This is a genomic window from Gloeomargarita sp. SRBZ-1_bins_9, assembly GCA_039794565.1.
In the GTDB taxonomy this organism is placed as follows: domain Bacteria; phylum Cyanobacteriota; class Cyanobacteriia; order Gloeomargaritales; family Gloeomargaritaceae; genus Gloeomargarita.
This window is the reverse complement of the sequence record JAUQVX010000001.1, coordinates 146,596-168,653: the sequence shown is the minus strand read 5'-3', so window position 1 is coordinate 168,653 and position 22,058 is coordinate 146,596. Positions and strand designations below refer to the sequence as shown.

The 22,058-nt window shown below is 59.7% G+C and carries 22 protein-coding genes and 1 pseudogene; 6 read left to right on the top strand and 17 right to left on the bottom strand.

Going from position 1 to position 22,058, the window contains the following annotated elements:
- Window positions 1-99 precede the first annotated feature (99 nt).
- Window positions 100-1,422, top strand: coding sequence for a CHAT domain-containing protein (locus Q6L55_00925; GenBank protein ID MEN9257279.1), 1,323 nt, complete (start codon window positions 100-102; stop codon window positions 1,420-1,422).
- Here Q6L55_00925 and thiL read toward each other — a convergent pair.
- The 5 genes from thiL to Q6L55_00900 are packed head-to-tail and all read right to left on the bottom strand — an operon-like array spanning window position 1,397 to window position 4,765.
- Window positions 1,397-2,380 carry a thiamine-phosphate kinase gene (gene thiL, locus Q6L55_00920; GenBank protein ID MEN9257278.1) on the bottom strand — a complete coding sequence of 328 codons (984 nt, stop codon included), beginning with the start codon at window positions 2,378-2,380 and terminating at the stop codon, window positions 1,397-1,399. The two genes, Q6L55_00925 and thiL, sit on opposite strands and share 26 nt — an antisense overlap.
- Entirely contained in the window at window positions 2,371-2,967 is a 597-nt protein-coding gene (hisB, locus tag Q6L55_00915; protein MEN9257277.1) for an imidazoleglycerol-phosphate dehydratase HisB, read from the bottom strand. Before hisB ends, thiL begins: the two co-directional genes overlap by 10 nt.
- Window positions 2,946-3,812 (bottom strand): metal ABC transporter permease, encoded by an 867-nt coding sequence (locus tag Q6L55_00910; protein MEN9257276.1) that lies wholly within the window; start codon window positions 3,810-3,812, stop codon window positions 2,946-2,948. Before Q6L55_00910 ends, hisB begins: the two co-directional genes overlap by 22 nt.
- Window positions 3,813-3,817: 5 nt before the next feature.
- Window positions 3,818-4,300: a DUF3592 domain-containing protein gene (locus tag Q6L55_00905; protein ID MEN9257275.1), complete on the bottom strand. Its 483-nt coding sequence runs from the start codon at window positions 4,298-4,300 to the stop codon at window positions 3,818-3,820.
- A gap of 15 nt (window positions 4,301-4,315) precedes the next feature.
- Window positions 4,316-4,765 (bottom strand): DUF3592 domain-containing protein, encoded by a 450-nt coding sequence (locus tag Q6L55_00900; protein MEN9257274.1) that lies wholly within the window; start codon window positions 4,763-4,765, stop codon window positions 4,316-4,318.
- Between the two features lie 111 nt (window positions 4,766-4,876).
- On the opposite strand from Q6L55_00900, the gene Q6L55_00895 reads away from it, so the two are divergent.
- Window positions 4,877-5,068 carry a DUF2839 domain-containing protein gene (locus tag Q6L55_00895; protein MEN9257273.1) on the top strand — a complete coding sequence of 64 codons (192 nt, stop codon included), beginning with the start codon at window positions 4,877-4,879 and terminating at the stop codon, window positions 5,066-5,068.
- Between the two features lie 792 nt (window positions 5,069-5,860).
- Here the strand turns inward: Q6L55_00895 and Q6L55_00890 are convergent.
- The 4 genes from Q6L55_00890 to sufB form a co-directional block, all read right to left on the bottom strand.
- The gene (locus tag Q6L55_00890) at window positions 5,861-6,094 is read right to left on the bottom strand and encodes a chlorophyll a/b-binding protein (protein ID MEN9257272.1); all 234 of its coding nucleotides are present in this window, start codon (window positions 6,092-6,094) and stop codon (window positions 5,861-5,863) included.
- 426 nt (window positions 6,095-6,520) lie between these two features.
- The gene (dnaK, locus tag Q6L55_00885; protein MEN9257271.1) at window positions 6,521-8,407 is read right to left on the bottom strand and encodes a molecular chaperone DnaK; all 1,887 of its coding nucleotides are present in this window, start codon (window positions 8,405-8,407) and stop codon (window positions 6,521-6,523) included.
- A gap of 101 nt (window positions 8,408-8,508) precedes the next feature.
- Window positions 8,509-8,820 (bottom strand): DUF3181 family protein, encoded by a 312-nt coding sequence (locus Q6L55_00880; GenBank protein MEN9257270.1) that lies wholly within the window; start codon window positions 8,818-8,820, stop codon window positions 8,509-8,511.
- Window positions 8,821-8,849: 29 nt separating this feature from the next.
- A complete protein-coding gene (gene sufB, locus Q6L55_00875; protein MEN9257269.1) occupies window positions 8,850-10,304 on the bottom strand; it encodes a Fe-S cluster assembly protein SufB in 1,455 nt (484 codons plus the stop codon).
- A gap of 146 nt (window positions 10,305-10,450) precedes the next feature.
- On the opposite strand from sufB, the pseudogene sufR reads away from it, so the two are divergent.
- A pseudogene (sufR, locus tag Q6L55_00870) lies at window positions 10,451-11,056 on the top strand (iron-sulfur cluster biosynthesis transcriptional regulator SufR).
- Window positions 11,057-11,080: 24 nt separating this feature from the next.
- Here the strand turns inward: sufR and dprA are convergent.
- Together dprA and Q6L55_00860 are read right to left on the bottom strand one after the other, a co-directional pair.
- The gene (gene dprA / locus Q6L55_00865; protein ID MEN9257268.1) at window positions 11,081-12,166 is read right to left on the bottom strand and encodes a DNA-processing protein DprA; all 1,086 of its coding nucleotides are present in this window, start codon (window positions 12,164-12,166) and stop codon (window positions 11,081-11,083) included.
- A 50-nt stretch (window positions 12,167-12,216) separates the two neighbouring features.
- Window positions 12,217-12,756: a peroxiredoxin gene (locus Q6L55_00860; GenBank protein ID MEN9257267.1), complete on the bottom strand. Its 540-nt coding sequence runs from the start codon at window positions 12,754-12,756 to the stop codon at window positions 12,217-12,219.
- Between the two features lie 45 nt (window positions 12,757-12,801).
- Between Q6L55_00860 and Q6L55_00855 the strand changes: the two genes are divergently transcribed.
- Both Q6L55_00855 and cobU read left to right on the top strand, forming a co-directional pair.
- Window positions 12,802-14,322 carry an NAD(P)H-hydrate dehydratase gene (locus Q6L55_00855; GenBank protein ID MEN9257266.1) on the top strand — a complete coding sequence of 507 codons (1,521 nt, stop codon included), beginning with the start codon at window positions 12,802-12,804 and terminating at the stop codon, window positions 14,320-14,322.
- Window positions 14,312-14,893 carry a bifunctional adenosylcobinamide kinase/adenosylcobinamide-phosphate guanylyltransferase gene (cobU, locus tag Q6L55_00850; GenBank protein MEN9257265.1) on the top strand — a complete coding sequence of 194 codons (582 nt, stop codon included), beginning with the start codon at window positions 14,312-14,314 and terminating at the stop codon, window positions 14,891-14,893. Before Q6L55_00855 ends, cobU begins: the two co-directional genes overlap by 11 nt.
- Here cobU and kaiC read toward each other — a convergent pair.
- The 6 genes from kaiC to Q6L55_00820 all read right to left on the bottom strand — a co-directional run bounded on the left by kaiC (window position 14,853) and on the right by Q6L55_00820 (window position 20,712).
- Window positions 14,853-16,403: a circadian clock protein KaiC gene (gene kaiC / locus Q6L55_00845; GenBank protein ID MEN9257264.1), complete on the bottom strand. Its 1,551-nt coding sequence runs from the start codon at window positions 16,401-16,403 to the stop codon at window positions 14,853-14,855. The genes cobU and kaiC overlap by 41 nt on opposite strands.
- Window positions 16,400-16,735, bottom strand: a complete 336-nt coding sequence (gene kaiB, locus Q6L55_00840; GenBank protein ID MEN9257263.1) for a circadian clock protein KaiB — start codon at window positions 16,733-16,735, stop codon at window positions 16,400-16,402. The genes kaiC and kaiB overlap by 4 nt, the downstream gene beginning before the upstream one ends.
- Complete coding sequence (locus Q6L55_00835; GenBank protein MEN9257262.1) at window positions 16,732-17,112, bottom strand: hypothetical protein; 381 nt, start codon at window positions 17,110-17,112, stop codon at window positions 16,732-16,734. The genes kaiB and Q6L55_00835 overlap by 4 nt, the downstream gene beginning before the upstream one ends.
- Window positions 17,113-17,121: 9 nt before the next feature.
- The gene (truB, locus tag Q6L55_00830; GenBank protein MEN9257261.1) at window positions 17,122-18,012 is read right to left on the bottom strand and encodes a tRNA pseudouridine(55) synthase TruB; all 891 of its coding nucleotides are present in this window, start codon (window positions 18,010-18,012) and stop codon (window positions 17,122-17,124) included.
- Between the two features lie 209 nt (window positions 18,013-18,221).
- Window positions 18,222-19,238 carry a hypothetical protein gene (locus tag Q6L55_00825; protein MEN9257260.1) on the bottom strand — a complete coding sequence of 339 codons (1,017 nt, stop codon included), beginning with the start codon at window positions 19,236-19,238 and terminating at the stop codon, window positions 18,222-18,224.
- A gap of 7 nt (window positions 19,239-19,245) precedes the next feature.
- A complete protein-coding gene (locus Q6L55_00820; GenBank protein ID MEN9257259.1) occupies window positions 19,246-20,712 on the bottom strand; it encodes a leucyl aminopeptidase in 1,467 nt (488 codons plus the stop codon).
- 122 nt (window positions 20,713-20,834) lie between these two features.
- Here Q6L55_00820 and Q6L55_00815 point away from each other — a divergent pair, with 122 nt between their 5' ends.
- Window positions 20,835-22,028 carry an MFS transporter gene (locus Q6L55_00815; GenBank protein MEN9257258.1) on the top strand — a complete coding sequence of 398 codons (1,194 nt, stop codon included), beginning with the start codon at window positions 20,835-20,837 and terminating at the stop codon, window positions 22,026-22,028.
- Window positions 22,029-22,058: the final 30 nt, after the last annotated feature.

Here is a 22,058-nt window from a genome sequence, read left to right as displayed (position 1 = left end):
TAGTGCATCGTTCTTAGGATAAAACCCCCGTTCCCCCCTGGCAACTTGGGGAAGGCTATCCCCGTCTAGGATGGGAGATGAAATAGCGAAGGGGGTCCCATGGGGCACCGTCTTTTGGCTTTCCTAACCTTGGCTTTTGTCCTGCTAGAGTCGTCCGTTGCCCTGGCGCAGTTCCAAGGTCCCTTTAATCCTCCTAGCCCAAAGCCCAAACCCAATCTGGACCCCCAACGCGACCTCCTGCAACGGCGGCCCTGGTTACCCCTGCCGATGGCGCCTGGGCTAACCCCAAGCGAACAGATTGCAGCTATAGATACAGATTTTCGCCTGCGTTTTGGCCTGACGGGTCTGGAGCCAGAAAATCGGCTTTCCCTAGCCGAGATACAAGGGGTGCTCCAACAAGCGGAGGAACGGGGGCGGGGGCGCACAGCCCTGGTGTACTGGTGGTTGCGGGATGGAAATTTGACCGTGGCCCTGGTGCTCCCTCGCAAAGTCGCCGAGCAAACCACCTTCTTGCAAACCGTCAGTCTGAATGCCCGGGAGGTGCAACAAACGGTTGAGCGGTTTATCCGTTTCCTCCAGGACCCGCGCCACCGTTCCAACACCAACTACCGTGTACCGGGGCAAAGGCTCTATCACTGGTTGATTGCTCCCCTCGAGCCAATCCTTGCAAGGCATCAGGTGCAAGCCCTCCTCATCGTGCCGGACGAACACCTGCGGAGCCTTCCCTACCGGGCGTTGTGGACCGGCCAGGAACATCTGGTGGAACGCTATCGCCTCAGCCAGATCCCCAGCATTAATCTGGTGAATCTCGACTTGACTGGGCAAAAGATGGGTGGGCGAACGGTGGTCATGGGCAGCGAAGAGTTTGGGGGCCGCCAACCCCTCTTGCCAGGAGTCCGGGTAGAAGTCGAACAAATCGCCAAGCTGACCCAGGGGCGCCAGTACCTGAACCAGGACTTCACGGCGAGTAATTTTCTGGCGGCCTGGCAACAGCATCCGGGTTTTGCCTTTCATGTGGCCACCCACGCTGAGTTTTTGCCGACCCGCAGCTACCTCGAGTTCTACGACCAGCCCCTGGAGTTTAGCGCCCTACAGCAACACCTGCGGGCCAATCCAGCGGAGTTGGTGGTTTTGAGCGCCTGTCGCACGGCTATAGGGGATGTCCAGGCGGAGTTGGGTTTTGCGGGGTTAGCGGTGCGGTTGGGGGCCAAACGGGTTGTCGCTTCCCTCTGGCGCGTAGAGGATGAACCAACTCTGGCGTTGATGTATGACTTTTACCACCGTTTGCAGGTCCATGGCGAAACCATCCCCCCTGCAGAAGCCCTGCGGCAAGCCCAAATCAGCATGGCCCGTGGTCATAACCCCGATTTCACCCATCCCTACTACTGGGCGGCCTTTAACCTGATCGGCAATCCCTGGTGAAATGCTGAAATCCGCCCACTGCTGGCAACGGCTCTTCCCCTAGCCACACCTGGTCACCGGGGATGATCTCTCCGAGAATGTGAGCCGGTGGGCCTAATTGGCTAACTAACGCTTGGGCCGCCGGCGGTTCCAACGCCAACACCAATTCAAAATCCTCACCCCCGTACCAGAGCCATTCCCAGGCCTGTTGGGGAAAACGTTGGGCCAACAGGGGGTGCACGGGAACCTCAGGGCGCAATTTAGCTCCTACCCCACTGGCGCGACAAATCTGCCAAACCGCGTCCGCCAGCCCATCACTGGTATCCATTCCCGCCACCCGCTGGAGACCCAATTGCTGGAGCACACGCACCACATCCAAACGGGGCCGGGGTCGGCGGTGGGCGGTGAGCAAAACAGCGGTTTCCGGGGACGACTCGCCCTTGGTGAGAAGCACTAAGCCTGCCTGGGACAGTCCGTGATAGCCGGTGGCCACCAGCCAGTCCCCCACTCGGGCCGTTGACCGTTGGATACGCAGCTGCTCCAGCCACCCCACCGCCGTAATGCCAATAGACACCACCGGCGAGCGCACCACATCCCCCCCCCAAATCACCCCGCCATAGACCCCCAGCACCTCCTGCATCCCCCGATAGAGCGCCTCCACCCAGGCGACTGGCAACTCCGGCGGCAACCCCAGCCCCACCGTGATCCCCAACGGTTGGGCCCCCATGGCCGCCAGGTCGGAGTAGTTAGCCGCCACCGCCCGCCAGCCCACATCCGCCGCCGTCATGGTCAGGCCAGCCAGGGGACTCAGGGGACTGCTGCTGAAATGCACCCCTTCCACCAGCACATCGGTGGTGATCACCAGTTCTTTCCCCGGCGGTGGGCGAAACCAGGCGGCGTCGTCCCCAATGACCTCTGCCGGGCAAAAGGGATGTAAACGCTGCAACAGTCCCCCTTCGCCGATGTCCCCTAGCCGCACAGGGAACCCTTGGAACTGGGAATGTGCCCTAACCGCCGGGGGTCATAGTCCACAGCCTGGCGCAACGCCCGGGCAAAGGCCTTGAACGTGGCCTCAATGATGTGGTGGGAATTGATCCCCGCCAGTTGCCGGATGTGCAGGGTAATGGCGCTGTGGTTGACCAGGGCGACAAAAAACTCCCGCACCAACTGGGTGTCATAGGTGCCGACGCGCTGAGTAGGGATGGCCAACCCATAGCTCAAATGGGGTCGTCCCGAGCAGTCCAACGCCACCTGAATCAACGCCTCATCCAACGGGGCCAGGAAATGACCAAACCGGTGAATCCCCTTTTTATCGCCCAATGCCTGGGCCAACGCCTGCCCCAAGGTAATCCCCACGTCCTCATTGGTGTGGTGGTCGTCAATATGGACATCCCCTTGGGCTTGCACCCTGAGGTCAAACAACCCATGGGTCGCCAACTGGTGCAACATGTGGTCTAAAAACGGGATGCCCGTATTGGCTTCACAGTCCCCCTGGCCGTCTAGGTTCCAGGTCACCTGCACAGAGGTCTCGCGGGTCTGGCGGGTTACCGTGGCGATGCGCTGCATGACGAATCGGTCCCGGTGTCTTTTTCCATCTTACGCCAGTGCCACCCCCGTCCTAGCACCACCAGCACCAGAATCGCCGTATTACCCAGGACAATCAACGGCCCCGGCGGCAGGTTCAGGTAATAACTGCTATAGACCCCCAAAGCGCTGCTGAGCACCCCTACCCCCGCCCCGACAGCCATCATGCCCCACAGGTCCCGAGCCAGCACATAGCCCACCAGCGCCGGTCCCACCATCAACGCCATCACCAAAATCACCCCCACCGCCTGCATACTGACAATGATGGTCAGGGTCACCGCCACCAGCAGTCCCCAGTGCAACCAGCGCACCGGCAACCCCAGCGCCTGCGCCCCCACCGGGTCAAAGGTGACAAACAGCAGGGACCGATAAAAACGCACCAGTAACACCCCCAGGACCCCGGCCAGGGCCACCGTTTTGCCGATGTCTGCCCCCGTCACGCTCAGCAAATTGCCAAACAGGATGTGTTCCAAATCCCGAGTCGGGCGCAGCCAGCTAATTAGCAAAACCCCCAGGGCAAAGAAACTGGCAAAGGTAAAAGCCATGGCCCCATCCGCCTTGATACGGGTTTGCTGTTGCAGCCAGTGCATCACCCCTGTACTGAGCAGGCCGGAGACCAAAGCCCCCCACCCCCCATCCATCCCCAGCGCCAGGGATACCGCCACCCCCGGCAACACCGCATGGGCCATCACATCCGCCAACAGCGCCATCCGCTGCACCACCAGAAAACTGCCCACCACCGGACACAAGGCCCCCGTCAGCAGGCCCATCACCAGTGCCCGTTGCATGAAAGTCAACTGCAAGGGAGCTGTCAAAACGTCCCACATAGGGGTTATCTCACCGTGTTAGAACTGACAGGAGCCACCAAGCCACCGATGGTAAAAAACAGGCCGAACCCGCCGAAAAACAGGGGCAACAGCCACAGTTCGAAGAAATCGTTGATGCGCGCCCGGCTGGGGTTTTGGGGGTCGTAGAGCACCTCCACACGCTGGCCAATGCGGTAACGAGGCGGTGTACTCCCTGTCCGGGCCACCACTTCTAACCGGCGGCCATCGGGCAGGGTGTAGACCACGACAGGATAGTAGCTCACCGACCTCCGGTGCCCAATGCGCCCAGAATAGCGGTATCTCCGATAGGCGTAGTGGTCATCATAGTCTTCATCGGCTAGCCTTTGGCGCTCCAGGTCTACAACTTCGCCTGTCGTTTTAGCGGCGACTTGTACAAACTGCCAAGTGCGATGGGCATCCCACCCCGCAAACCCCAACATCGCCAGACCAATCAAGCAAAAGACGAGCCGGAACATGAACGCTGCCATCCCAACCCCACCGCCTCAGCGGACTCCCATCAGCAATGACCCGGCGCCAATCAGGAAAAATACAGCTCCCAATCCCCCGAACACGACCGGGAAAAGCCACAGTTCCCAAAAGCGGTTAATCTGGGCCTTCTGGGGATTTCGTGGGTCATACAAAACCTCGACCGTTTGCCCCACCCGAAACCGAGGCCAGCTACTGCCCACTTGGCTTTCAAAACGGATTTGCTGCCCATCGGCCAACGCAAATTCCACGACCGGGTAGTAAAGGTAGGAGGTAGAACCATCATGGGTATCCCTAGAGCGCCGATACTCCAGTGCCACCACCTGACCAGTTGCGGTCTCGGCCCTGGCCACAAAGTTACGGGTGTGATAAGTAAATCCCAAGCTGATGACGAGGAATAGACCACCCAATCCTGCAAAAATACTGCCGACCACCCAAACCAACTCCGGTGACGGCGGCCTCGCCATACTGATACCTCCCTGCCCTAACAAACAGGACTTAGTATAACCCTAGCCGGTTGTTTTCCTTCCCCGAGACCGCCTATAATGCTGGTCAAGTCCTACCCCCTTTAATAGTCCATGGGCGAAGCCAAACGCCGCCGAACCCAGGCGCAAGCCCCCAAAACCCATGCGCTGGCGCAGCGATGGCAGCAATTTCTGCAAATTACCACGCGCGGCACATGGGTGGGAATTGGATTACTGGTGGTCATCTGGGTAACAGTGCGCTTTATCGGACCCGGCTTGGGCTGGTGGCAGTTGGCCGGTGAATAAGGGGAGTCTGGCGTTCCTGCTGATGCAATCCCTCCCTGGCCATCCCTATTGTGCGTTTGCCGGGAACCCCTAGCCCTGGTCCCATGCCCACCTGATCGCCTAAGAAACTGACACCACACTTGGGCGCCCATTACCCATCTACGACTGGCATGTTGCCCATATGCTTACCGCGACGGCAGGCTTGTGTCACCGGTTTCCCCAGGTGTAGGGTTCGATTGGGGAAATTGCGCATCCCCTGTAAGATGGCTGCCCTGATGCAAGGTCAGTTGGGGGCGGGTTCTAGGCAAACCCCGGCGATTCAGGTAGGCCAACAATCCCCATCACGGGTGAACAGGTGACTGCCTGACTGGATGTCACGGAAACATTCCGCCCCTTGGTCAATGGCCCAGGCCAAATCTCACAAATCAGGCGCACCTTAGGTAAACATTCCAATTCGGTTACCCCATGAACCGTTGCGCTTCGGGGAAATGCAGTTGTTTTTTTGTCCCCACTGTCCTCCCCCACCAACCTCGTGCGACCTGGTCCTATACACCTTTCCGGGTTGCTGGGCCGGGGCCTGGACGGTTGAGTCCTACAGCAGTCAACTAGAAAACCGATTGTTCACCTCTGGTCAAGGCGATACTCACCAGAAGGTGCAGCTAGCCCAGGGCAATTGGTGAACAGTTGCGGCGCCTATTGCACGGCCCCGATGCACTGGGTTGGTAGCAACGCCCCCTACACCCTCAGCGCCCGTAATGCAGACCGGGACAGTCTGATACAACTGGTCCATCAAACCATCCAAGCCCGTCCCCGTTAACCCAAGGCCTTCAATAACCCGATCAACCCCTTGCCGGTCAACAGTTCTAAAATAATCAGCGCCACAAACCCAATCATCGCTAATCGCCCGTTCAACCGCTCGGCATACTCCGTAAAGCCCACCCGCGCCACCTCGTCCACATACATCCGGGGTTCAATGGCAAAGTTGTTCAACCGGCCCCCACTTTCGACGGTGTAACCCCGCGTCCGTGTCACGTCCTGCTGCGTCATGCTACCTCTCCTAAAAACATTATTCTATAATTTTAACGCGAATGTTAACTTTTGTAAAGGGGTTGAGGGATGGCTGCTTGTCTGGCGTTTGGCAAGACCATGGACCCCTCGGTGCCTGAGCCGTTTCAAGTGCCGGGATTTTGCAGTGAGCGGCGACGTATCCATCCCGATGGGCGGGTGGCTTTCGGGTCTGCCGGGGTGGGTCTGGGGGTGCCAGGAGCTTTGATGCTACTTCCGTTCAGCCCTCCAAAACGAAATGGCCCGAGAAGGCTTCAACCTGATGGCCCGGGCGGTTACTGGGGAGCGTTGGCCTTTTTCTTGACCGCCGCGATTGACAACAGTTGGTTATTTGCCAACGCCAGGGCACGAAAAAAGCCAGCAGGTGCACAACCCACTGGCCCTTGGATTCATGGCTACCCGGCGGGGCTATTTGCCTTCCGAGAAGTCGGCGTCAATTACATCCCCTTCGCTGGCGCTACTGGTGGACCCGCCGCCGCTGCTGGTGCTCCCGGCCTGCTGGTACAAATTGGTGCTGACCGCGTAGAGGGTTTGCTCCAGGTCGTTTTTCAGGGTCTTGATGCGGTCGTAGTTTTCCTGGTTGATGGCCTCCCGCAGGTCCTTGACCAGGTTTTCCAGCTTGGTTTTGTCCGCCGCCGGAATCTTGTCGCCGATGTCTTTGAGTTGTCGCTCCGCTTGGTAGGCCAAGGAATCGGCCTGGTTTTTCAGGTCCACCTTTTCCCGTTTCTCCCGGTCGGCAGCGGCGTTCAACTCCGCCTCCCGGATCATCCGCTCCACTTCCTCCTTGGGTAGGGTGGAAGCCCCCGTGATGGTGATGGACTGGGATTTACCAGTGGCCTTGTCCCGCGCCGTCACGCTCAAAATCCCGTTGGCGTCAATGTCGAAGGTGACCTCGATTTGGGGCACACCCCGGGGCGCCGGCGGAATGCCATCCAACCGGAAGGTCCCCAAGCTCTTGTTGTCCCGGGCCATCTCCCGCTCCCCTTGCAGCACGTGGATTTCCACGTTGGTCTGGTTGTCCACCGCCGTCGAGAACACCTCCGTCTTCTTGGTGGGGATAGTGGTGTTGCGGGGAATGATTTTGGTCATCACGCCGCCCAGGGTTTCCACCCCCAACGACAGAGGCGTCACGTCCAGCAGCAGGATGTCCTTCACTTCACCCGCCAGCACCCCGGCTTGGATGGCCGCCCCCACCGCCACCACCTCATCCGGGTTGACGCTCTGGTTGGGTTCCTTCCCCAGCATCTGCCGCACCAGTTGCTGGATCGCCGGGATGCGGGTCGAACCCCCTACCAGCACCACCTCGTCAATCTTGCTCTTGTCCAACTTGGCGTCCCGTAGGGCCTGTTCCACCGGACCCCGACACCGGTCGATCAAATCGGCGCACAACTGCTCGAACTTGGCCCGTGTCAAGGTCATCTCCAGGTGCTTCGGCCCATCTTGGGTCGCTGTGATAAAGGGCAGGTTGATGTCCGTTTGAGTGACGCTCGAGAGTTCGATCTTGGCCTTTTCCGCCGCTTCCGTTAGCCGTTGTAAGGCCTGCTTGTCCTTGCGCAGGTCAATCCCCTCTTTCGCCAGGAAGTCCTGGGCCATCCAGTCCACAATCTTCTTGTCAAAGTCATCACCCCCCAGGTGGGTATCCCCAGCGGTGGCCAGCACCTCGAACACCCCATCGCCCACCTCCAGGATGGACACGTCAAACGTCCCACCCCCTAGGTCAAACACCAGGATGGTTTCGTTGGCCTTTTTATCCAGCCCGTAGGCCAAGGACGCTGCCGTCGGTTCGTTGATGATCCGCAGGACCTCCAGCCCGGCAATCCGACCGGCATCCTTGGTGGCCTGGCGCTGGGAGTCGTTGAAATAGGCCGGCACCGTGATCACCGCCTGGGTCACCGGTTCTCCCAAATACTTACTGGCGTCATCCACCAATTTACGCAGCACCTGAGCGGAAATTTCCTCCGGCGCAAATTGCTTCCCCAAAACCGGGCAATCCAGCTTCACGTTGCCGTTAGCATCCCGCAGGACCTTGTAGGACACCTGCTTGGCTTCCTCGGTGACCTCGTCGTACTTGCGCCCGATAAACCGCTTCACCGAATAAAATGTGTTTTCCGGGTTAATCACCGCCTGACGCTTGGCAATTTGTCCCACCAGCCGGTCCCCATTTTTGGTGTAGGCCACCACCGACGGCGTCGTCCGAAACCCCTCGGCATTGGCAATCACTACCGGCTGGCCCCCTTCCATCACCGCCACCACCGAGTTGGTCGTGCCCAAATCAATACCGACAACTTTAGCCATGAATCCCTCGCACTCCTAAAAAAACATGTTCCTCTGGGATGATTCCCGTACTTTCTATGATGGGCGCTGGGGAGAAGCCTGCAAAGGTGGGGTTTCCGAACTCAGGTGTAGCGTTTTTGAAATTCCTCCACGATGTCCATATAGGCCAACTGGCCTGCCAGGGGCACCAGGTCTAAAAGAGGAATTTGCCGTCGCCCCCCCCCAATCTCCACCGGCATCTCCCGCAACAGGGCCAGGGCCTGCTCCTCCCGTAGAGGACCCTTTTGCACCTGCTCGTAAATCCGCTGCGCCAGGGGTTTATCCAACTTGGCTTCCCGCAAATACAGGTGCCAGTGGGCGATGTCCATGTACACCCGGTCGCCCAACTCCGCCGCCAGACCCTCAATGATACGTGTGACCTCTGGGTCGCTCATGGGGTGTCCCCCTCGGCTACGGCTCTAGTTTAGCCGACCGTGCCCTCCAGCTTCAGGGACAGCAGCTTGTCTGCCTCCACTGCAAACTCCATCGGCAGTTGGTTGAAGACATCCCGGCAAAAACCGCTGATCATCAACGCCACCGCCGCCTCCGGGTCCATGCCCCGTTGCTGGCAATAGAACAACTGCTCCTCGCCGATTTTCGACGTGGACGCCTCGTGTTCCACCCGCGCCGTGGGGTTGTGTACCTGGATCACCGGCACCGTGTTGGCCTGGGAGCGCGACCCGATCAGCAGGGAATCGCACTGGGTGTAATTACGGGCGTACTCCGCCTTGGGATTCACCCGCACCAGACCCCGGTAGGTATTGCGCGACTGCCCCGCCGAAATCCCCTTCGAGACAATGCGCGAGCGGGTATGCCGCCCCACATGGACCATCTTTGTCCCCGTATCCGCCTGCTGGTGATGGTTGGTCAGGGCCACCGAATAAAACTCACCCACCGAGTAGTCCCCCACCAGCACACAACTGGGGTATTTCCAGGTAATCGCCGACCCCGTTTCCACCTGGGTCCAGGAAATCTTGGAGTTCACCCCCTGGCACAGGCCCCGCTTGGTGACAAAGTTGTAAATGCCCCCCTTACCGTCCTTGTCCCCCGCATACCAATTCTGTACCGTGGAGTATTTAATTTCAGCGTTGTCTAGGGCCACCAGTTCCACCACCGCCGCATGCAGTTGGTTGGTGTCGTACATGGGGGCCGTACACCCCTCCAGATAACTCACGTAACTGCCCTCATCGGCGATGATCAGGGTGCGTTCAAACTGGCCCACCTCCCCATTGTTGATGCGGAAATAGGTGGACAACTCCAACGGGCACCGCACCCCCTTGGGAATGTACACAAACGACCCGTCGCTAAACACCGCCGAGTTCAGGGCCGCGTAGTAGTTATCCCCGATCGGCACCACCGAACCCAGGTATTTCTTCACCAGCTCCGGATACTCCTGAATCGCCTCCGATAGGGAACAGAAGATGATCCCCAGCTTGGCCAGGTCTTTCTTATAGGTCGTGGCAATGGACACACTATCGAAAATAGCATCCACCGCCACATTGGCCAGACGCTTTTGCTCCGACAGGGGAATCCCCAGCTTTTCAAACGTCTCCAGGAGTTCTGGGTCCACCTCCTCTAGGCTATTCAGCTTTTCCTTGGTTTTCGGCGCCGAGTAGTAAACGATGTTTTGGTAGTCAATGGGGGGATAGCTCACCTGCGCCCAGGTAGGAACAGGCATGGTCAACCAGTGCCGGTAGGCCCGTAAGCGAAACTCCAGCATGAAGTCCGGCTCCCGTTTCTTGGCCGAAATCATCCGAATAATGTCCTCGTTCAACCCCTTGGGGATGACCTCCGCCTCAATCAGGGTAACAAAACCGTACGGGTACGGACGGCTGACCAAGTGCTCCAGCGTGGACGTTTTCGTCGGTGTGGCTACCATAGACCCTCTTCCCTCAGGAGTTTCGCAACGCAGGTGTTGCTTTAGTTCTGATTATAGGATAATTAAGCAATTTGCGCCTTGTCAAAGTTCCTTTAGAATAGGAATAAAATCTGCGGATTCTCGTCACGTTGCTGGGGAGTCGACTCGTGGCACCGACGGAACAAGCGTCCACTAAGCAGGATATCTTAGCTCATTTATTGCGGCGGGGGCAAGCCACGGCCCAGGAGTTGGCGGCCCAGTTACACATTACGCCCCAGGCGATCCGGCGGCATTTGAAGGACCTGGAGCAGGAGGGGTTGATTCAGTACGTTACCCAAAGCGGTGGCATGGGGCGGCCCCAGCATCTGTACACCCTCAGTCGCAAGGGTCGGGCGCAGTTCCCCCATCGCTACGGGGAGTTTGCGGTGGATTTGTTGACCACGTTGCACCAGACCTTGGGGCAGGAGGCGGTCGGGCGGATTTTGGCGCAGCAGTGGCAGGCCAAGGCGGAAGCCTATCGTCAGGCCATGGGGGAAGGGGACCTGGAAACCCGCATTCAACGGTTGGTGCAGTTGCGCCGCTCCGAGGGGTACATGGCCGAGTTCCAGGTCATTCCCCAGGGTTTTCTGGTCACGGAGCACATTTGCGCCATTGCCCAGGTAGCGGAGAATTTCCCCCGGGTGTGCAAGCACGAGTTGGAGTTATTCGCCACGGCGTTGCCCGACTGTACGGTAGAGCGCGTTCAGTGGTTGGTCAACGGCCAGCACCAGTGCGCTTATCTCATTCGCCCCAAAAAACTAGCAGCGCTGATACCGCAGCCCCGGCAGTTGGGTGACATAGCCCCGGAGTTCCAGCTCCAGCAGGACATGGGCAACGGTGGAGGCGGGTTGTCCACTGGTAGCGACGATGACGTCGAAGGCGATGGGTTCGGGGGGAAGCAGCGCCCAAATAGCGGCCCATTCGGGAGGCAGCAGGGGCACAGTGGGGGATGACGTCGGTATAGCGCCCAGAGCCTCCAAAAATGCCTCTACCCCTAGGACCATCTGGGCGCCTTGTTGCACCAGCTGCAGACACCCCAAGGCCGCCGGATTGTCCAGGGAACCAGGCAGGACATATACATCCCGGTTGTATTGGCAGGCGAAGTGGGCGGTAATCAGCGCGCCCGACCCCGCTGGGGCTTCCGTGATCAGCACAGCGCGGCACAACCCGGCAATCAGGCGGTTGCGGCGGGGGAAATGCACCCGATCCGGTCCCGTACCGGCGGGATATTCACTGAGCAAAAGTCCCTGGCGGGCGATCTCCTGCTGTAGCCAGCGATTTTCCGGGGGATAAACCCGGTCCACCCCTGTCCCTAGCACCGCCCAGGTCCGGCCACCCGCCGCCAGACAAGTCCTGTGGGCCGTGGTGTCAATGCCGTAGGCCAGCCCGGAGACCACCCCCCAGCCCTGGTGCACCACCGCCTGTACCAGTTTCTCGGTCCATTTGCGTCCGTAGGGGGATGGTTTGCGCGTACCCACCACCGCCAGCAGGGGCGTAGTGCCCTCCAGTTCCGCTGGTTGGGGATGGCCCTGGTAATACAGCACCGGCGGCGGGTCGGGAATTTCCCGCAGTAAGCGAGGGTAATCCGGGTCGGCGGGCGTCCAAAAATGGGGATTCTGGGCGCGGCATTGGTCGTACAGCGCCTGGGGATCTAGGGTGGGGCGGGTGGTGACAATCCGCTGGACCAACTGGTGGCCCAGACCGGGAACCGTTAAGAGGTCCGATGCCGATGCCTGCCAGGCTTGAGCCAAACTCCCGAATTGCTGGTGGAGCCGTTGCAGCAAAACCGGTCCCATCCCAGGAATCCGGTCCCATGCCAACCAATAGGCCGCTTCCTTCGCCAAGTGCCTGCTGCCGCTGAATTGGCCGACTACTATAGCAGTGGATTTTAACCTTAACCTACAACCCCCAAACTATCCAGCGTTGCCAATACCTCCTGGCTGTGGGTGGCCGGGTTCACCTTCACAAACCGCGCCCGAATGATGCCGTCAGGGTCAATGAGAAACGTGTGACGTAGGGAAATAAAACCCAGCCACGACCCATAGGCCCGGCTCACAGCACCATCGGTATCCGCCAGCAGGGGGAACGTAAGACCTTCCTGGTCGCAAAATTGCCGATGGGTATCCACCGAATCCGCACTCACCCCCAAAATCTGCACCCCCCGTTTTTGGTACTCCGGCCAGTCCGCTTGAAACCGCCGCGCCTCCAGGGTGCACCCGGACGTGAAATCCCTGGGGTAGAAATACAGCACCACCCAGCGGCCCCGGTAATCCGAGAGGGACACCCGTTGGTTGTCCAGACTGGGGAGGGAAAAATCAGGTGCCGGTTGGCCGACTTCTGGCATCGTGCCCCCTAACGCCCAGGCCGGTTGTCCCCAGACCAAATAACCCGCCAACGAAATGGCCAAACCCCCCAGCAGCGTCCGCCGTTGCATCGGTGATACCTTGAAAATGACCGGTTTTATTCTAACGGATCGGCCATGTCCCCGGCCCAGGCGGAATCGGTACTGGTGACGGCAGCCCAGATGCGGGCCATCGAACAGACCCTGTTTGACCAGGGGTTACCGGTGGCGGCCCTGATGGAAAAGGTGGTGGCTCGGGTCACCCAACACCTATTGGCCAGGCTCTCCCCGGGACAAACCGTCGGCTTGCTGGTAGGACCCGGGCACAACGGCGCAGATACCTTGGCCATTGGCCGGGAACTCTGGCTCAAGGGCTATCCAGTGCGCATTTATCACCCCTTTGAGCGGGCTAAGGAGTTGACGCTCGCCCACAAAAAGTACGCCCACTACTTAGGCATTCCTTTCGTGGACAACCTGCAGGCCCTGGCAGACTGCGATGTGCTGCTCGATGGCCTGTTGGGTTTTGGCTGGGAAAAAGCCCTGGCGCCGGAACTAGTGGACCTGATCACCACGGTCAACACCTGGCAAAAGTCCGTCATCAGCATTGATCTGCCGTCGGGGTTGCACACGGACACCGGACAACCGCAACCGGTGGCCATCCAAGCGACGCACACCCTCTGTCTGGGGCTGGGGAAAGTGGGGTTGTTTTTGGAACCGGCGCAACCCTACGTGGGGACCCTTGTGCGCCTAGACCTGGACATTCCCCCGGCGACCATCGCGGCAGTAATTGGGGACACTCCGGCGCTATATCGGCTGACGGCTCCGGCGATGCGGCAGGCCCTTCCCCTTCCCAGGCCCATCACCACCCACAAGTACCAGTGCGGTCACCTGCTGTTGGTGGTCGGGTCCCGGACCTACGGGGGCGCAGCGGTACTGGCAGCTTTGGGGGCGCGGGCCAGCGGCGTGGGCCTGTTGAGCGTAGCCGTCCCCCAGTCGCTGCAGTGGCTCATCACGTCCCAGGTGCCAGAAGCATTGGTCATCCCTTGCCCCGAAACCGACCAGGGAGCCATCGCCCAATTGCCGGTGGACCTGGACCGCTATGACCTGGTGGCGGTGGGGCCAGGGCTGACTTTGGCAGCCAAACCGGTGGTGACGTACCTGTGGTCCAGCGACAAACCCCTGTTACTGGATGCCGATGCCCTCAATGCCCTGGCACCCTGGTCCCAAACCCGCTCCCCTTGGACAGTGCTAACACCCCATGCCGGCGAATTTCAACGTTTGTTTCCCGCCCTGGACGTAGCCGACCGACTCGGGGCGGTGCGTCAGGCAGCCCAGATGGCCCAGGCGACCGTTGTGCTCAAGGGGGCCAAGACCTTGATCGCCAGACCTAACGGCACGGTGGCCATCAACGCCGAAAGCACTCCCGGATTGGCGCGGGGTGGCAGTGGCGATGTGTTGACCGGACTGCTGGGGGGACTGCTGGCCCAGGGGGTGAAACAGCAGCGGGATTTAGCGGCGCTGACGGAGGTGGGAGTCTGGTGGCACGCACAAACGGGGTTATGGCTGGCCCAACGCTATGGCGAACTCAGCGTTCATCCCCAGCCGTTGGCGCAACATTTGGGCGTGGTCTTAGGGGAAATACTCCGGCATGGCCCGTAACCCGCAACTGACTTTAGTGACCGGCCCCACCCGTTCCGGCAAGAGCCGCTGGGCAGAACATTTGGCCGCCCAATCCGGGTTACCGGTGCTGTACGTGGCGACTGCCTGGCCCGACCCCACCGACCCGGAATGGCAAGCCCGACTTCAGGCCCATCGGCAGCGCCGCCCTTCCCATTGGCAAACCCGCGAACCTCCCCTGGACCTGCCCGCCCTGTGTGCCCATCCCCCGGCCCACACCTGCTTGCTGGTGGACTCCCTAGGCACCTGGGTGGCGCAGTTGCTGGAGCACCCCGACCCCCAATGGCAACAGCAACAACAGACCCTAGTGGCTGCACTGGCCCGCCTGCCCAACCCCACCATTCTGGTGGCCGAAGAAGTCGGGTGGGGGGTGGTGCCCGCCTCTGCCGCAGGACGTCTATTCCGGGACCGGCTGGGGGAACTGGTACAGACCATCGGCGCCATCGCCGGGCAGGTTTACCTGGTCACCGGCGGCTGGGTGGTCAACCTGGCCCAACTGGGGCAACCTCTGCCTAATGACTCGGGTTCTCCGGATTTTGCATCCCCCGCATGATGCGTGACAGTTCCGCCTTTTCATCTACCGCCACCCGCGTCGGCGACCCGCTGATGATCCGCTCCAGGTTGCGGAAGGAATCCCGGATTTCCGGCCCTTTGTCCGTAATCACGTACTCCCGGATGCCCTTGTCATGCCAGGACCCCCGCATCTTAAACACATTGATCGCCCGGGAAATTTCCCCGCGAATCTCCACATATTGCAGCAACAGGATGGTATCCGTGATGGTGGAGATATGGGACTCGGTAATGGAATGCAAACCCAGGAATTGGTCCAGGGTGTTGGTGAAAAACCCTGTAATTTCCTGCTGTTTGGCAAACCCCGTCACCCCGATCACAAATTGGCGGAAAGCATTGTTGCTCACCCCCCGCGCCAGGGCCGACAGGGAATCAATGGCAAAGCAGGAGGGGCGAAAACTGGCAATTTCCGAGCGAATGATCTGCAAGTGGTCCTCCAGCCCGGTGGATTCCGGATAGGCACAGATGATTTTCAGTAACCCCTGGCGTTCGTAGCGCTCAAAATCCACCCCCCAGGAGGAGGCATTGCGGGCCAGTTGGGAGCGGGATTCCTCATAGGCAAACAGCAACGCCCGTTCCCCCCGCTGACAGGCATGTTCCAAAAAACGGCTCACCAGCAACGTCTTGCCCGTACCCGTGGCCCCCGTCGCCAGGATGATAGAGTCTTTGAAAAAGCCACCGCCGCACATTTCGTCCAGCTTGGGAATGCCAGACGACACCCGCACATTGGAGGACCGTTGGGTCAACTGCATCGCCCCCAGCGGGAAAATACTCAACCCATCGTTAGTAATCGTAAACGGATATTCCCCCTTCATGTGGGTCGTGCCGCGCAATTTGAGGATTTCAATCGTGCGGTGACGCCGTTCCATCTCCAGCACATTGCGCAGAATCACCACATTGTCCGAGACAAATTCCTCCACATCAAAGCGGGCAATCGGACCGTATTCATCAATCCGCTCCGTGGTCATGACGGTAGTCACTTGCAGTTTTTTCAAGCGCGAGACCAGGATAAACAACTGATTACGGATCAACGAGGCCCCATTATTGGCGCTAAATTGCTGGAAAATAGCCGTTACCGAATCTATCGAAACCCGTTTGGCCTTGAATTTTTCCACGGCGTATTCAATGCGGGCAATTAAACCGGATAAGTCAAATTCACCAATGATTTGTTGCCCTTCCGGTTCCGGGGAAGCATCCAGGATAAACAGTTTCCCCTGATCGATCAACGCCTGGAGGTTCCAGCCAAAACTGAGGGCATTTTTGATAATGTCTTCCGGAGACTCCTCAAAGGTGACAAAAATCCCCGGCTCATCAAAGTGAATGATGCCGTTGTAGAGAAATTGCAGGGCGAAGATGGTTTTTCCGGTACCGGAGGTGCCACTGACGATGGTGCAGCGCCCGGCCGGTAATCCCCCGTGACTGACCTCATCAAATCCCTCAATTAACGTGCGAATTTTTTGCACCCCCACCGGGGTCGTTCTGCTGTCTGTCATAGTGATCCTGTCTGGTCCGACGCTTCCTCTTCTTCCACCAATTCATCATACAAGAGGTCTAGGCCGATCAAAACTTTTTCCCGGTCGGACAGGTCGCCAATGATCCGCCGCACGGGGGGTGGCAAAATCCGCGCCAGGGTGGGGGTGGCCAAAATCTTATCTTCTTCCGCTAAACGGGGGTTGGCTAAGATGTCAATGACCTTCAGGGTATAAACCCCCTTAAATTCCGTGGCTAAAATGTCCCGCAACGTGGCGAGCGCTCGCACCGAGTTGGGTGTGTTGCCGGCCACATAGAGCTTGAGAATATAAACCTTCTTGGTGCGGCGGTTCATCGGGTTTCTCCCCCAGACGGCGTTGCATTCATGGCCTGGCGATAGCGCTCGCATAGGTGGGCGATGACATCAATCAGAGTCAACCGGTAGTCTAACACCAATTCCTCGCTGCGCCCCTCTAATTTTAACTGTTTGGTGATCTCATCCATAAATTGCACATGAATGCCCACAATTTCCGCCACCGGTAGGTTTAGGACATAGGCCAGGTGGGTAAATTCGGCGATGCACTCGGCTAGGTGGGGGCCGTCCCGAAAATACAGCAGGATGATTTGGTGATACAATGACCGGAGCCGGTCCAGCCAGTATTGCCGTTGGTCCTGCGAAAGACGTCCCCAAAACTGTTGCGGGTTCCGACAGGGGAGGGGAGCAGTATCCATAGGTTCAAGTTAGCATTTGGCCGCCGGATTGACCAAAACAACCTGGGGCTTGAGCATCCCGGGGCCCATCTGTTGACCAATGCCTAAAAAACGCCCTTGTTCATCGTACACCCGCCACCAGGGGGATGCTTGCACGGGACCGTCCTGGGCTTGCCCGTGGCACCATAATCGCGCCTGGCGACCGGTTAAGGTTAGGGTTGGTAGGTGCTGGAGGTAGCGGTCAGGGGGGTCTGGCTGCCAGGTACGGGTTTGCAGGTGGGTGTACCATTGCTCCAGGGTCAGGCTCTCTTGCAGCTCCATCCCACCACTGGCGGTACGCTCCAAGGCACTCAAGGTCGCCGGTAGACCAAGCCGCTGACCAATGTCCCTGGCCAGAGACCGGACATAGGTACCCCGGCCGCAGTGGACCTCCAGAGTCAGCTCGGGAAATTCGCCCGGCTGCCAATCCCGCACGGTGAGGTCGTAAATCTCGACACGGCGATCTGGCATTTCCACCGCCTGTCCTTGGCGCGCTAGGTCATAGGCCCGTTGCCCTTGGATGTGAACTGCACTGAAGGCCGGGGGTTTCTGGGTAATCACGCCCACAAATTCCGGCAGTATCCCCTGGACCATCGCCAAGGTCAGGTCGGGCACGGGCCGCTGCGTTACGATTTCTCCCGCCAAATCATCGGTAGTGGTCTGCACCCCAAAGCGGATCCGCGCCCGGTAACGCTTCTCCGGCGGCAGAAAATTCACCAGTCGCGTCGCTCGCCCTATAGCAATTGGCAGCACACCCATCGCCCAAGGGTCGAGGGTGCCACCATGCCCCACCCGCCGCTCCCCCAACAGCCGTCGCACTTTCGCCACACAGTCGTGGGACGTCCAACCCGCCGGTTTATAAAGATTCAGAAAACCGTCCATCTAAGGGTGCCATGCGCGCGCTGATGGACCCACCAATAAAAGCAGAAAAGACACCGACGACTGGCCGTGTTTCGTCTCGGTGCCTTTCCTGGTTCGCTCCTCACACACACTGACTTTAATATACCAAGCCCTGCCGGACTTGTCACCAGGGAGATTGATAAAAATTTCTAAAACTAAACACCGTTTAGGGCGGTTATCCCGCAATTTGGCTAATTTTTCACCGCCAGTGCTCCACCGGGAACCAAATCCTCCAGGATAAAACGAATCCCCCTAAACCGCTGGATGACGGGATTGCTATGCCATTCTTGACTGACGAAATACTGCATGAGTTGGCCGGCGCGGCGACTGGCGGGGGTGTCTAGGAGTCCCAGGTAGTAACCGGCGCTGTGGTGGCTGTCGGGGCGGGCCAGTTGGGGCAGTTGATGCAGACGCTGGATGGTGCGCCAAACCTGGGTTTGCAGTAGGTGCCAAACATCCGTGTAGCGCATGTTGCTGAAGGTCTCGGCCACCAGGTCGTGCCGGTCCTGGATCAGGATGGTTTGCCCCCGCAGCCCTGCAGGGAGTTCCTCGAGCAAGATGACGGGGCCGTAGCCCAGGATGTGAATCTGCTCCTGCCAGCGGGTGTAGTCGCCAAAAAAGCGGGTGAGGATGTGGGTGGCCAGGCCGGTGATGATCAGCCCCTGGCTGTGGGCGGTCACCAGAATCGGTACGCCGGCGTGAATCCCCTGGGCCAGTTCGTAGGCCAGTCGCAGGGTCGCGCAGGAAGCCCCCGCCGGGTAGTCGCCGTAGAGATACTGCAAAAAGTCGGGCCAGGTGAGTTGGGCGATGAAGGGTAACTGCCGCAACAGGTCTCCGTCTAAAAGCCCGCTGCCGGTGGTAGCCTCTGGGAGATAGTCCCGCAGGTTGGCGTCTGGGGGGAGGGCCGGTTGGTTGAGCAGTTGCTGCAATAGGCGGCTGTAGGTGGCTAGGCGTTGGGCGGCGGCGGCATTTGGCTGCTGGTACTGCCAGAGTTCCGAACGTCCAAGAATGCTCTCAAGCAGGTCGCTTTGCCAGTCCTGGCTGGCGTTGTGCACGCCCCGTACGTGGGCATCGGGGGCCATGCGCTGGAGGGCCTGGATGTCCCGCTGTTGCTTGTCGGCGGTGGAGGTCACCCCGTTGATGTGCAGAATAAGACGGTTGCGCCCGGGGCTGGGGTGTAACTCGATAATGGCGCCGTCACAGGGCATGACCCACCTACTGGTTCAACAGCCATTGCACCAGCAGGCGCACCCCAAATCCCGTGGCCCCCGGCCCGCTGTAGCTGTTGCCCTTTTCGCTCCACACCGGTCCGGCGACGTCTAAATGCGCCCAAGGGGTTTTCTGCACAAATTGCTTCAAAAATAAGGCCCCGGTGATGGAACCGGCGCTGCGTCCCCCGGCATTTTTCATGTCGGCAATGGGGGATTTCAGGCTCTCAAAGTATTTTTCTTCCAGGGGCATCCGCCAGATTTTTTCGCCGCTGGCCTGGGAGGCCTGGAGCAGTTCGTTGGCTAGCTCGTCGCTGGTGCTCCACAAACCGGCGATGTCGTCCCCTAGGGCTACGATGCAGGCGCCGGTTAGGGTGGCCAGGTCCACGATGGCATCGACTTCCAGCTTTTCGGCATAGACCAGGGCGTCGGCCAGGGTGAGGCGGCCTTCGGCGTCGGTGTTGTTTACTTCGATGGTTTTGCCGTTGCTGGCGGTGAGGATGTCCCCCGGATGCAGGGCATGGCCGTTGATCATGTTTTCGGTGGCGGCAATGATCCCGTGTACCTGCACCGGCGGCTGCAATTGCCCCAGGACTTTGAAACAACCCAGTACGGCGGCGGCCCCGGCCATGTCCATTTTCATGGTTTCGATGCCCCCCTGGGTTTTGAGATTCAGGCCGCCGGAGTCAAAGGTGAGTCCCTTGCCGATGATGGCCAGGCGTTTTTGGGGGGTGACGGGGGGGGTGTAGGTGAGATGGATGAATTTGGGGGGGGTGTCGGACCCCTGGGCCACGCCGAGAAAGGCCCCCATGCCTAGGCGCTGGCAGTCTTCCCGCTCCAGGATGGTGACGTTAAAGCCGTAGGTCTGGGCCAGAGAAAGGGCGGTTTCTGCTAGGGTGGTGGGGGTGACCAGGCTGGCAGGGGCGTTGACCAACTCCCGCGCCAGGATTACGCCGGAGATGACTTTTTGCGCCCGCTCGATCCCTGCTTGCCCGTCGGCCATGGCCAAAAACGCTATGTGCTCTAGCACCGGGGGTTTGTCTTCCGGGTCGGATTTGAAGCGGTTGTCCTGGTGCAGGGCCAGTAGGATGCCTTCGGTGAGGGCAGCCGCTAGGGCGTCAGGGGGTTGGTCGCTGGGGGGGACATAGAGGGCCATGTGCCGGGCCTTTTGGGCTTTGGCGGCTTTGGCGCTGGCGGCGGCGGCCTGGCGATAGGGTTCTAGGCCGTTGGGTTTTCCTAGACCCACCAGGGCCAATTTTTTCACCGGACTGCCGCTGGGGAGACGGGTCACTTGTAGGCTGCCGGGTTTGCCCTTGAATTCGGTTTCGTTCAGCAGGTCCTGCAGGGCACCCCCTAGGCGTTCGTCAAGGGCGGCCAGGTCCCCCGTCAAGGCTACGTTGTCTTGCCAAAAACCGATACATAGCAGGTCCCCCGTCCAGTCCTGGGGCTGCGTCGCCACCGTCACCAGTTCCATTGTTTTCCCATCCCGAGCACACATTTCCCATTCTAGTCCCTGGGCCGAGCAGGTCGAAGTCGTACTGGTTTTGCCAAACCCGATACAATTGTTTACAGTTGGGTGACGACGGGAGTAGGGGTGTGCCGGGCGTCTGGGGACGGCTGTTTGGGTCGGCTTTGTTGTTTTGGTCGGGGTTGACGCTGCTGCTGCCGACGTTGCCCTTGTATTTGGCGGAGGTGGTCGGGGCCAGCGATGGGCAGATTGGCTGGGTGGTGGGGGCGTTTGCCTTGGGGATGCTGTTGTTTCGGGAGCCGGTGGGGCGCTGGACGGATACCCAGGGCCGTAAGCGGGGGATTCAACTGGGGCTGCTGGTGTTGGCGACGGCGCCCTGGGGGTATCTCTGGTGGCGGCAAATCCCGTTGTTGGTGGCGCTGCGGGTGTATCACGGGTTGAGTGTGGCGGCTTTTGCTACGGCCTATTTGGCGTTGGTGACGGATTTGGCGCCGCCGGTGCGTCGGGGACGGATTTTGGGGTATATGACGTTGGCGCAACCAGTGGGGGTGGCTCTGGGACCGGCAATTGGGGGGTATCTGGCGGACCAGGGGCAGTATCCGCTGATCTTTGCCCTGTCGGCGCTGCTGGGGACGCTCAGTTGGGGGTTGTGTACCTGGGGAGTGCAGGAACCGCCTCGCCGCCGGGTTGAGACGGGGCCATCTTTGTCCTGGGGGTTGCTGCTGACGCCTCCCTTGCGCACGCCGGCGTTGGTGTTTTTGCTGGTGGGGTTGTTGTTTGGGGGGTTGCAGATTTTTATTCCTCTGTTTATCAAGCGCCAGGGGTTGCCCTTGAATCCGGGGTTGTTCTATACGGCGGTGGCGGTGGCCAGTTTTTCTATGCGTTTGCTGCTGGGACGGGTGGCGGACCGCTGGGGCCGGGGGCAACTGATTACGGTGAGTTTGGGTAGTTACTGCCTGGCGATGCTGACGTTGGGGAGTCGCCCGGGGGTGCCGGGGCTGTTGCTGGCGGGGGTGTTTGAGGGGATAGGGGCGGGGCTGTTGATTCCGGGGATGGCCGCGTTGATTGCCGATCGTTCCCCAGCTCAGGAGCGGGGCCGCAGTTTTGGCCTGTGTCTGGGGGGATTTGATTTGGGGATTGGGCTGGCGGGACCCTTGGTGGGCCGGGGCTTGCAGGTGCTGGGGCTGCCGGGGGTGACAACGGTGCTGCTGGGGATTGCCCTGGCGGCGTTGACGGTGCATCTGGTGGGGATGGGGAAAAACCCCCGGGATTCCCTGGCGTTTGCCTTGGCCAACGGCCCGGATGCGTACCGCGTTTCTTAAACGGCCTTAATGGTTTTGTGTTAATATCTT

What these genes read in the sequence shown, in the direction of transcription:
- Q6L55_00925 (MEN9257279.1), top strand. Translation starts at nt 100, where the DNA reads ATGGGGCACCGTCTTTTGGCTTTCCTAACCTTGGCTTTTGTCCTGCTA.
- hisB (MEN9257277.1), bottom strand. Translation starts at nt 2,967, where the DNA reads ATGCAGCGCATCGCCACGGTAACCCGCCAGACCCGCGAGACCTCTGTG.
- Q6L55_00910 (MEN9257276.1), bottom strand. Translation starts at nt 3,812, where the DNA reads ATGTGGGACGTTTTGACAGCTCCCTTGCAGTTGACTTTCATGCAACGG.
- Q6L55_00905 (MEN9257275.1), bottom strand. Translation starts at nt 4,300, where the DNA reads ATGGCAGCGTTCATGTTCCGGCTCGTCTTTTGCTTGATTGGTCTGGCG.
- Q6L55_00900 (MEN9257274.1), bottom strand. Translation starts at nt 4,765, where the DNA reads ATGGCGAGGCCGCCGTCACCGGAGTTGGTTTGGGTGGTCGGCAGTATT.
- Q6L55_00895 (MEN9257273.1), top strand. Translation starts at nt 4,877, where the DNA reads ATGGGCGAAGCCAAACGCCGCCGAACCCAGGCGCAAGCCCCCAAAACC.
- Q6L55_00890 (MEN9257272.1), bottom strand. Translation starts at nt 6,094, where the DNA reads ATGACGCAGCAGGACGTGACACGGACGCGGGGTTACACCGTCGAAAGT.
- dnaK (MEN9257271.1), bottom strand. Translation starts at nt 8,407, where the DNA reads ATGGCTAAAGTTGTCGGTATTGATTTGGGCACGACCAACTCGGTGGTG.
- Q6L55_00880 (MEN9257270.1), bottom strand. Translation starts at nt 8,820, where the DNA reads ATGAGCGACCCAGAGGTCACACGTATCATTGAGGGTCTGGCGGCGGAG.
- sufB (MEN9257269.1), bottom strand. Translation starts at nt 10,304, where the DNA reads ATGGTAGCCACACCGACGAAAACGTCCACGCTGGAGCACTTGGTCAGC.
- Q6L55_00860 (MEN9257267.1), bottom strand. Translation starts at nt 12,756, where the DNA reads ATGCAACGGCGGACGCTGCTGGGGGGTTTGGCCATTTCGTTGGCGGGT.
- Q6L55_00855 (MEN9257266.1), top strand. Translation starts at nt 12,802, where the DNA reads ATGTCCCCGGCCCAGGCGGAATCGGTACTGGTGACGGCAGCCCAGATG.
- cobU (MEN9257265.1), top strand. Translation starts at nt 14,312, where the DNA reads ATGGCCCGTAACCCGCAACTGACTTTAGTGACCGGCCCCACCCGTTCC.
- kaiC (MEN9257264.1), bottom strand. Translation starts at nt 16,403, where the DNA reads ATGACAGACAGCAGAACGACCCCGGTGGGGGTGCAAAAAATTCGCACG.
- kaiB (MEN9257263.1), bottom strand. Translation starts at nt 16,735, where the DNA reads ATGAACCGCCGCACCAAGAAGGTTTATATTCTCAAGCTCTATGTGGCC.
- Q6L55_00835 (MEN9257262.1), bottom strand. Translation starts at nt 17,112, where the DNA reads ATGGATACTGCTCCCCTCCCCTGTCGGAACCCGCAACAGTTTTGGGGA.
- truB (MEN9257261.1), bottom strand. Translation starts at nt 18,012, where the DNA reads ATGGACGGTTTTCTGAATCTTTATAAACCGGCGGGTTGGACGTCCCAC.
- Q6L55_00825 (MEN9257260.1), bottom strand. Translation starts at nt 19,238, where the DNA reads ATGCCCTGTGACGGCGCCATTATCGAGTTACACCCCAGCCCCGGGCGC.
- Q6L55_00820 (MEN9257259.1), bottom strand. Translation starts at nt 20,712, where the DNA reads ATGGAACTGGTGACGGTGGCGACGCAGCCCCAGGACTGGACGGGGGAC.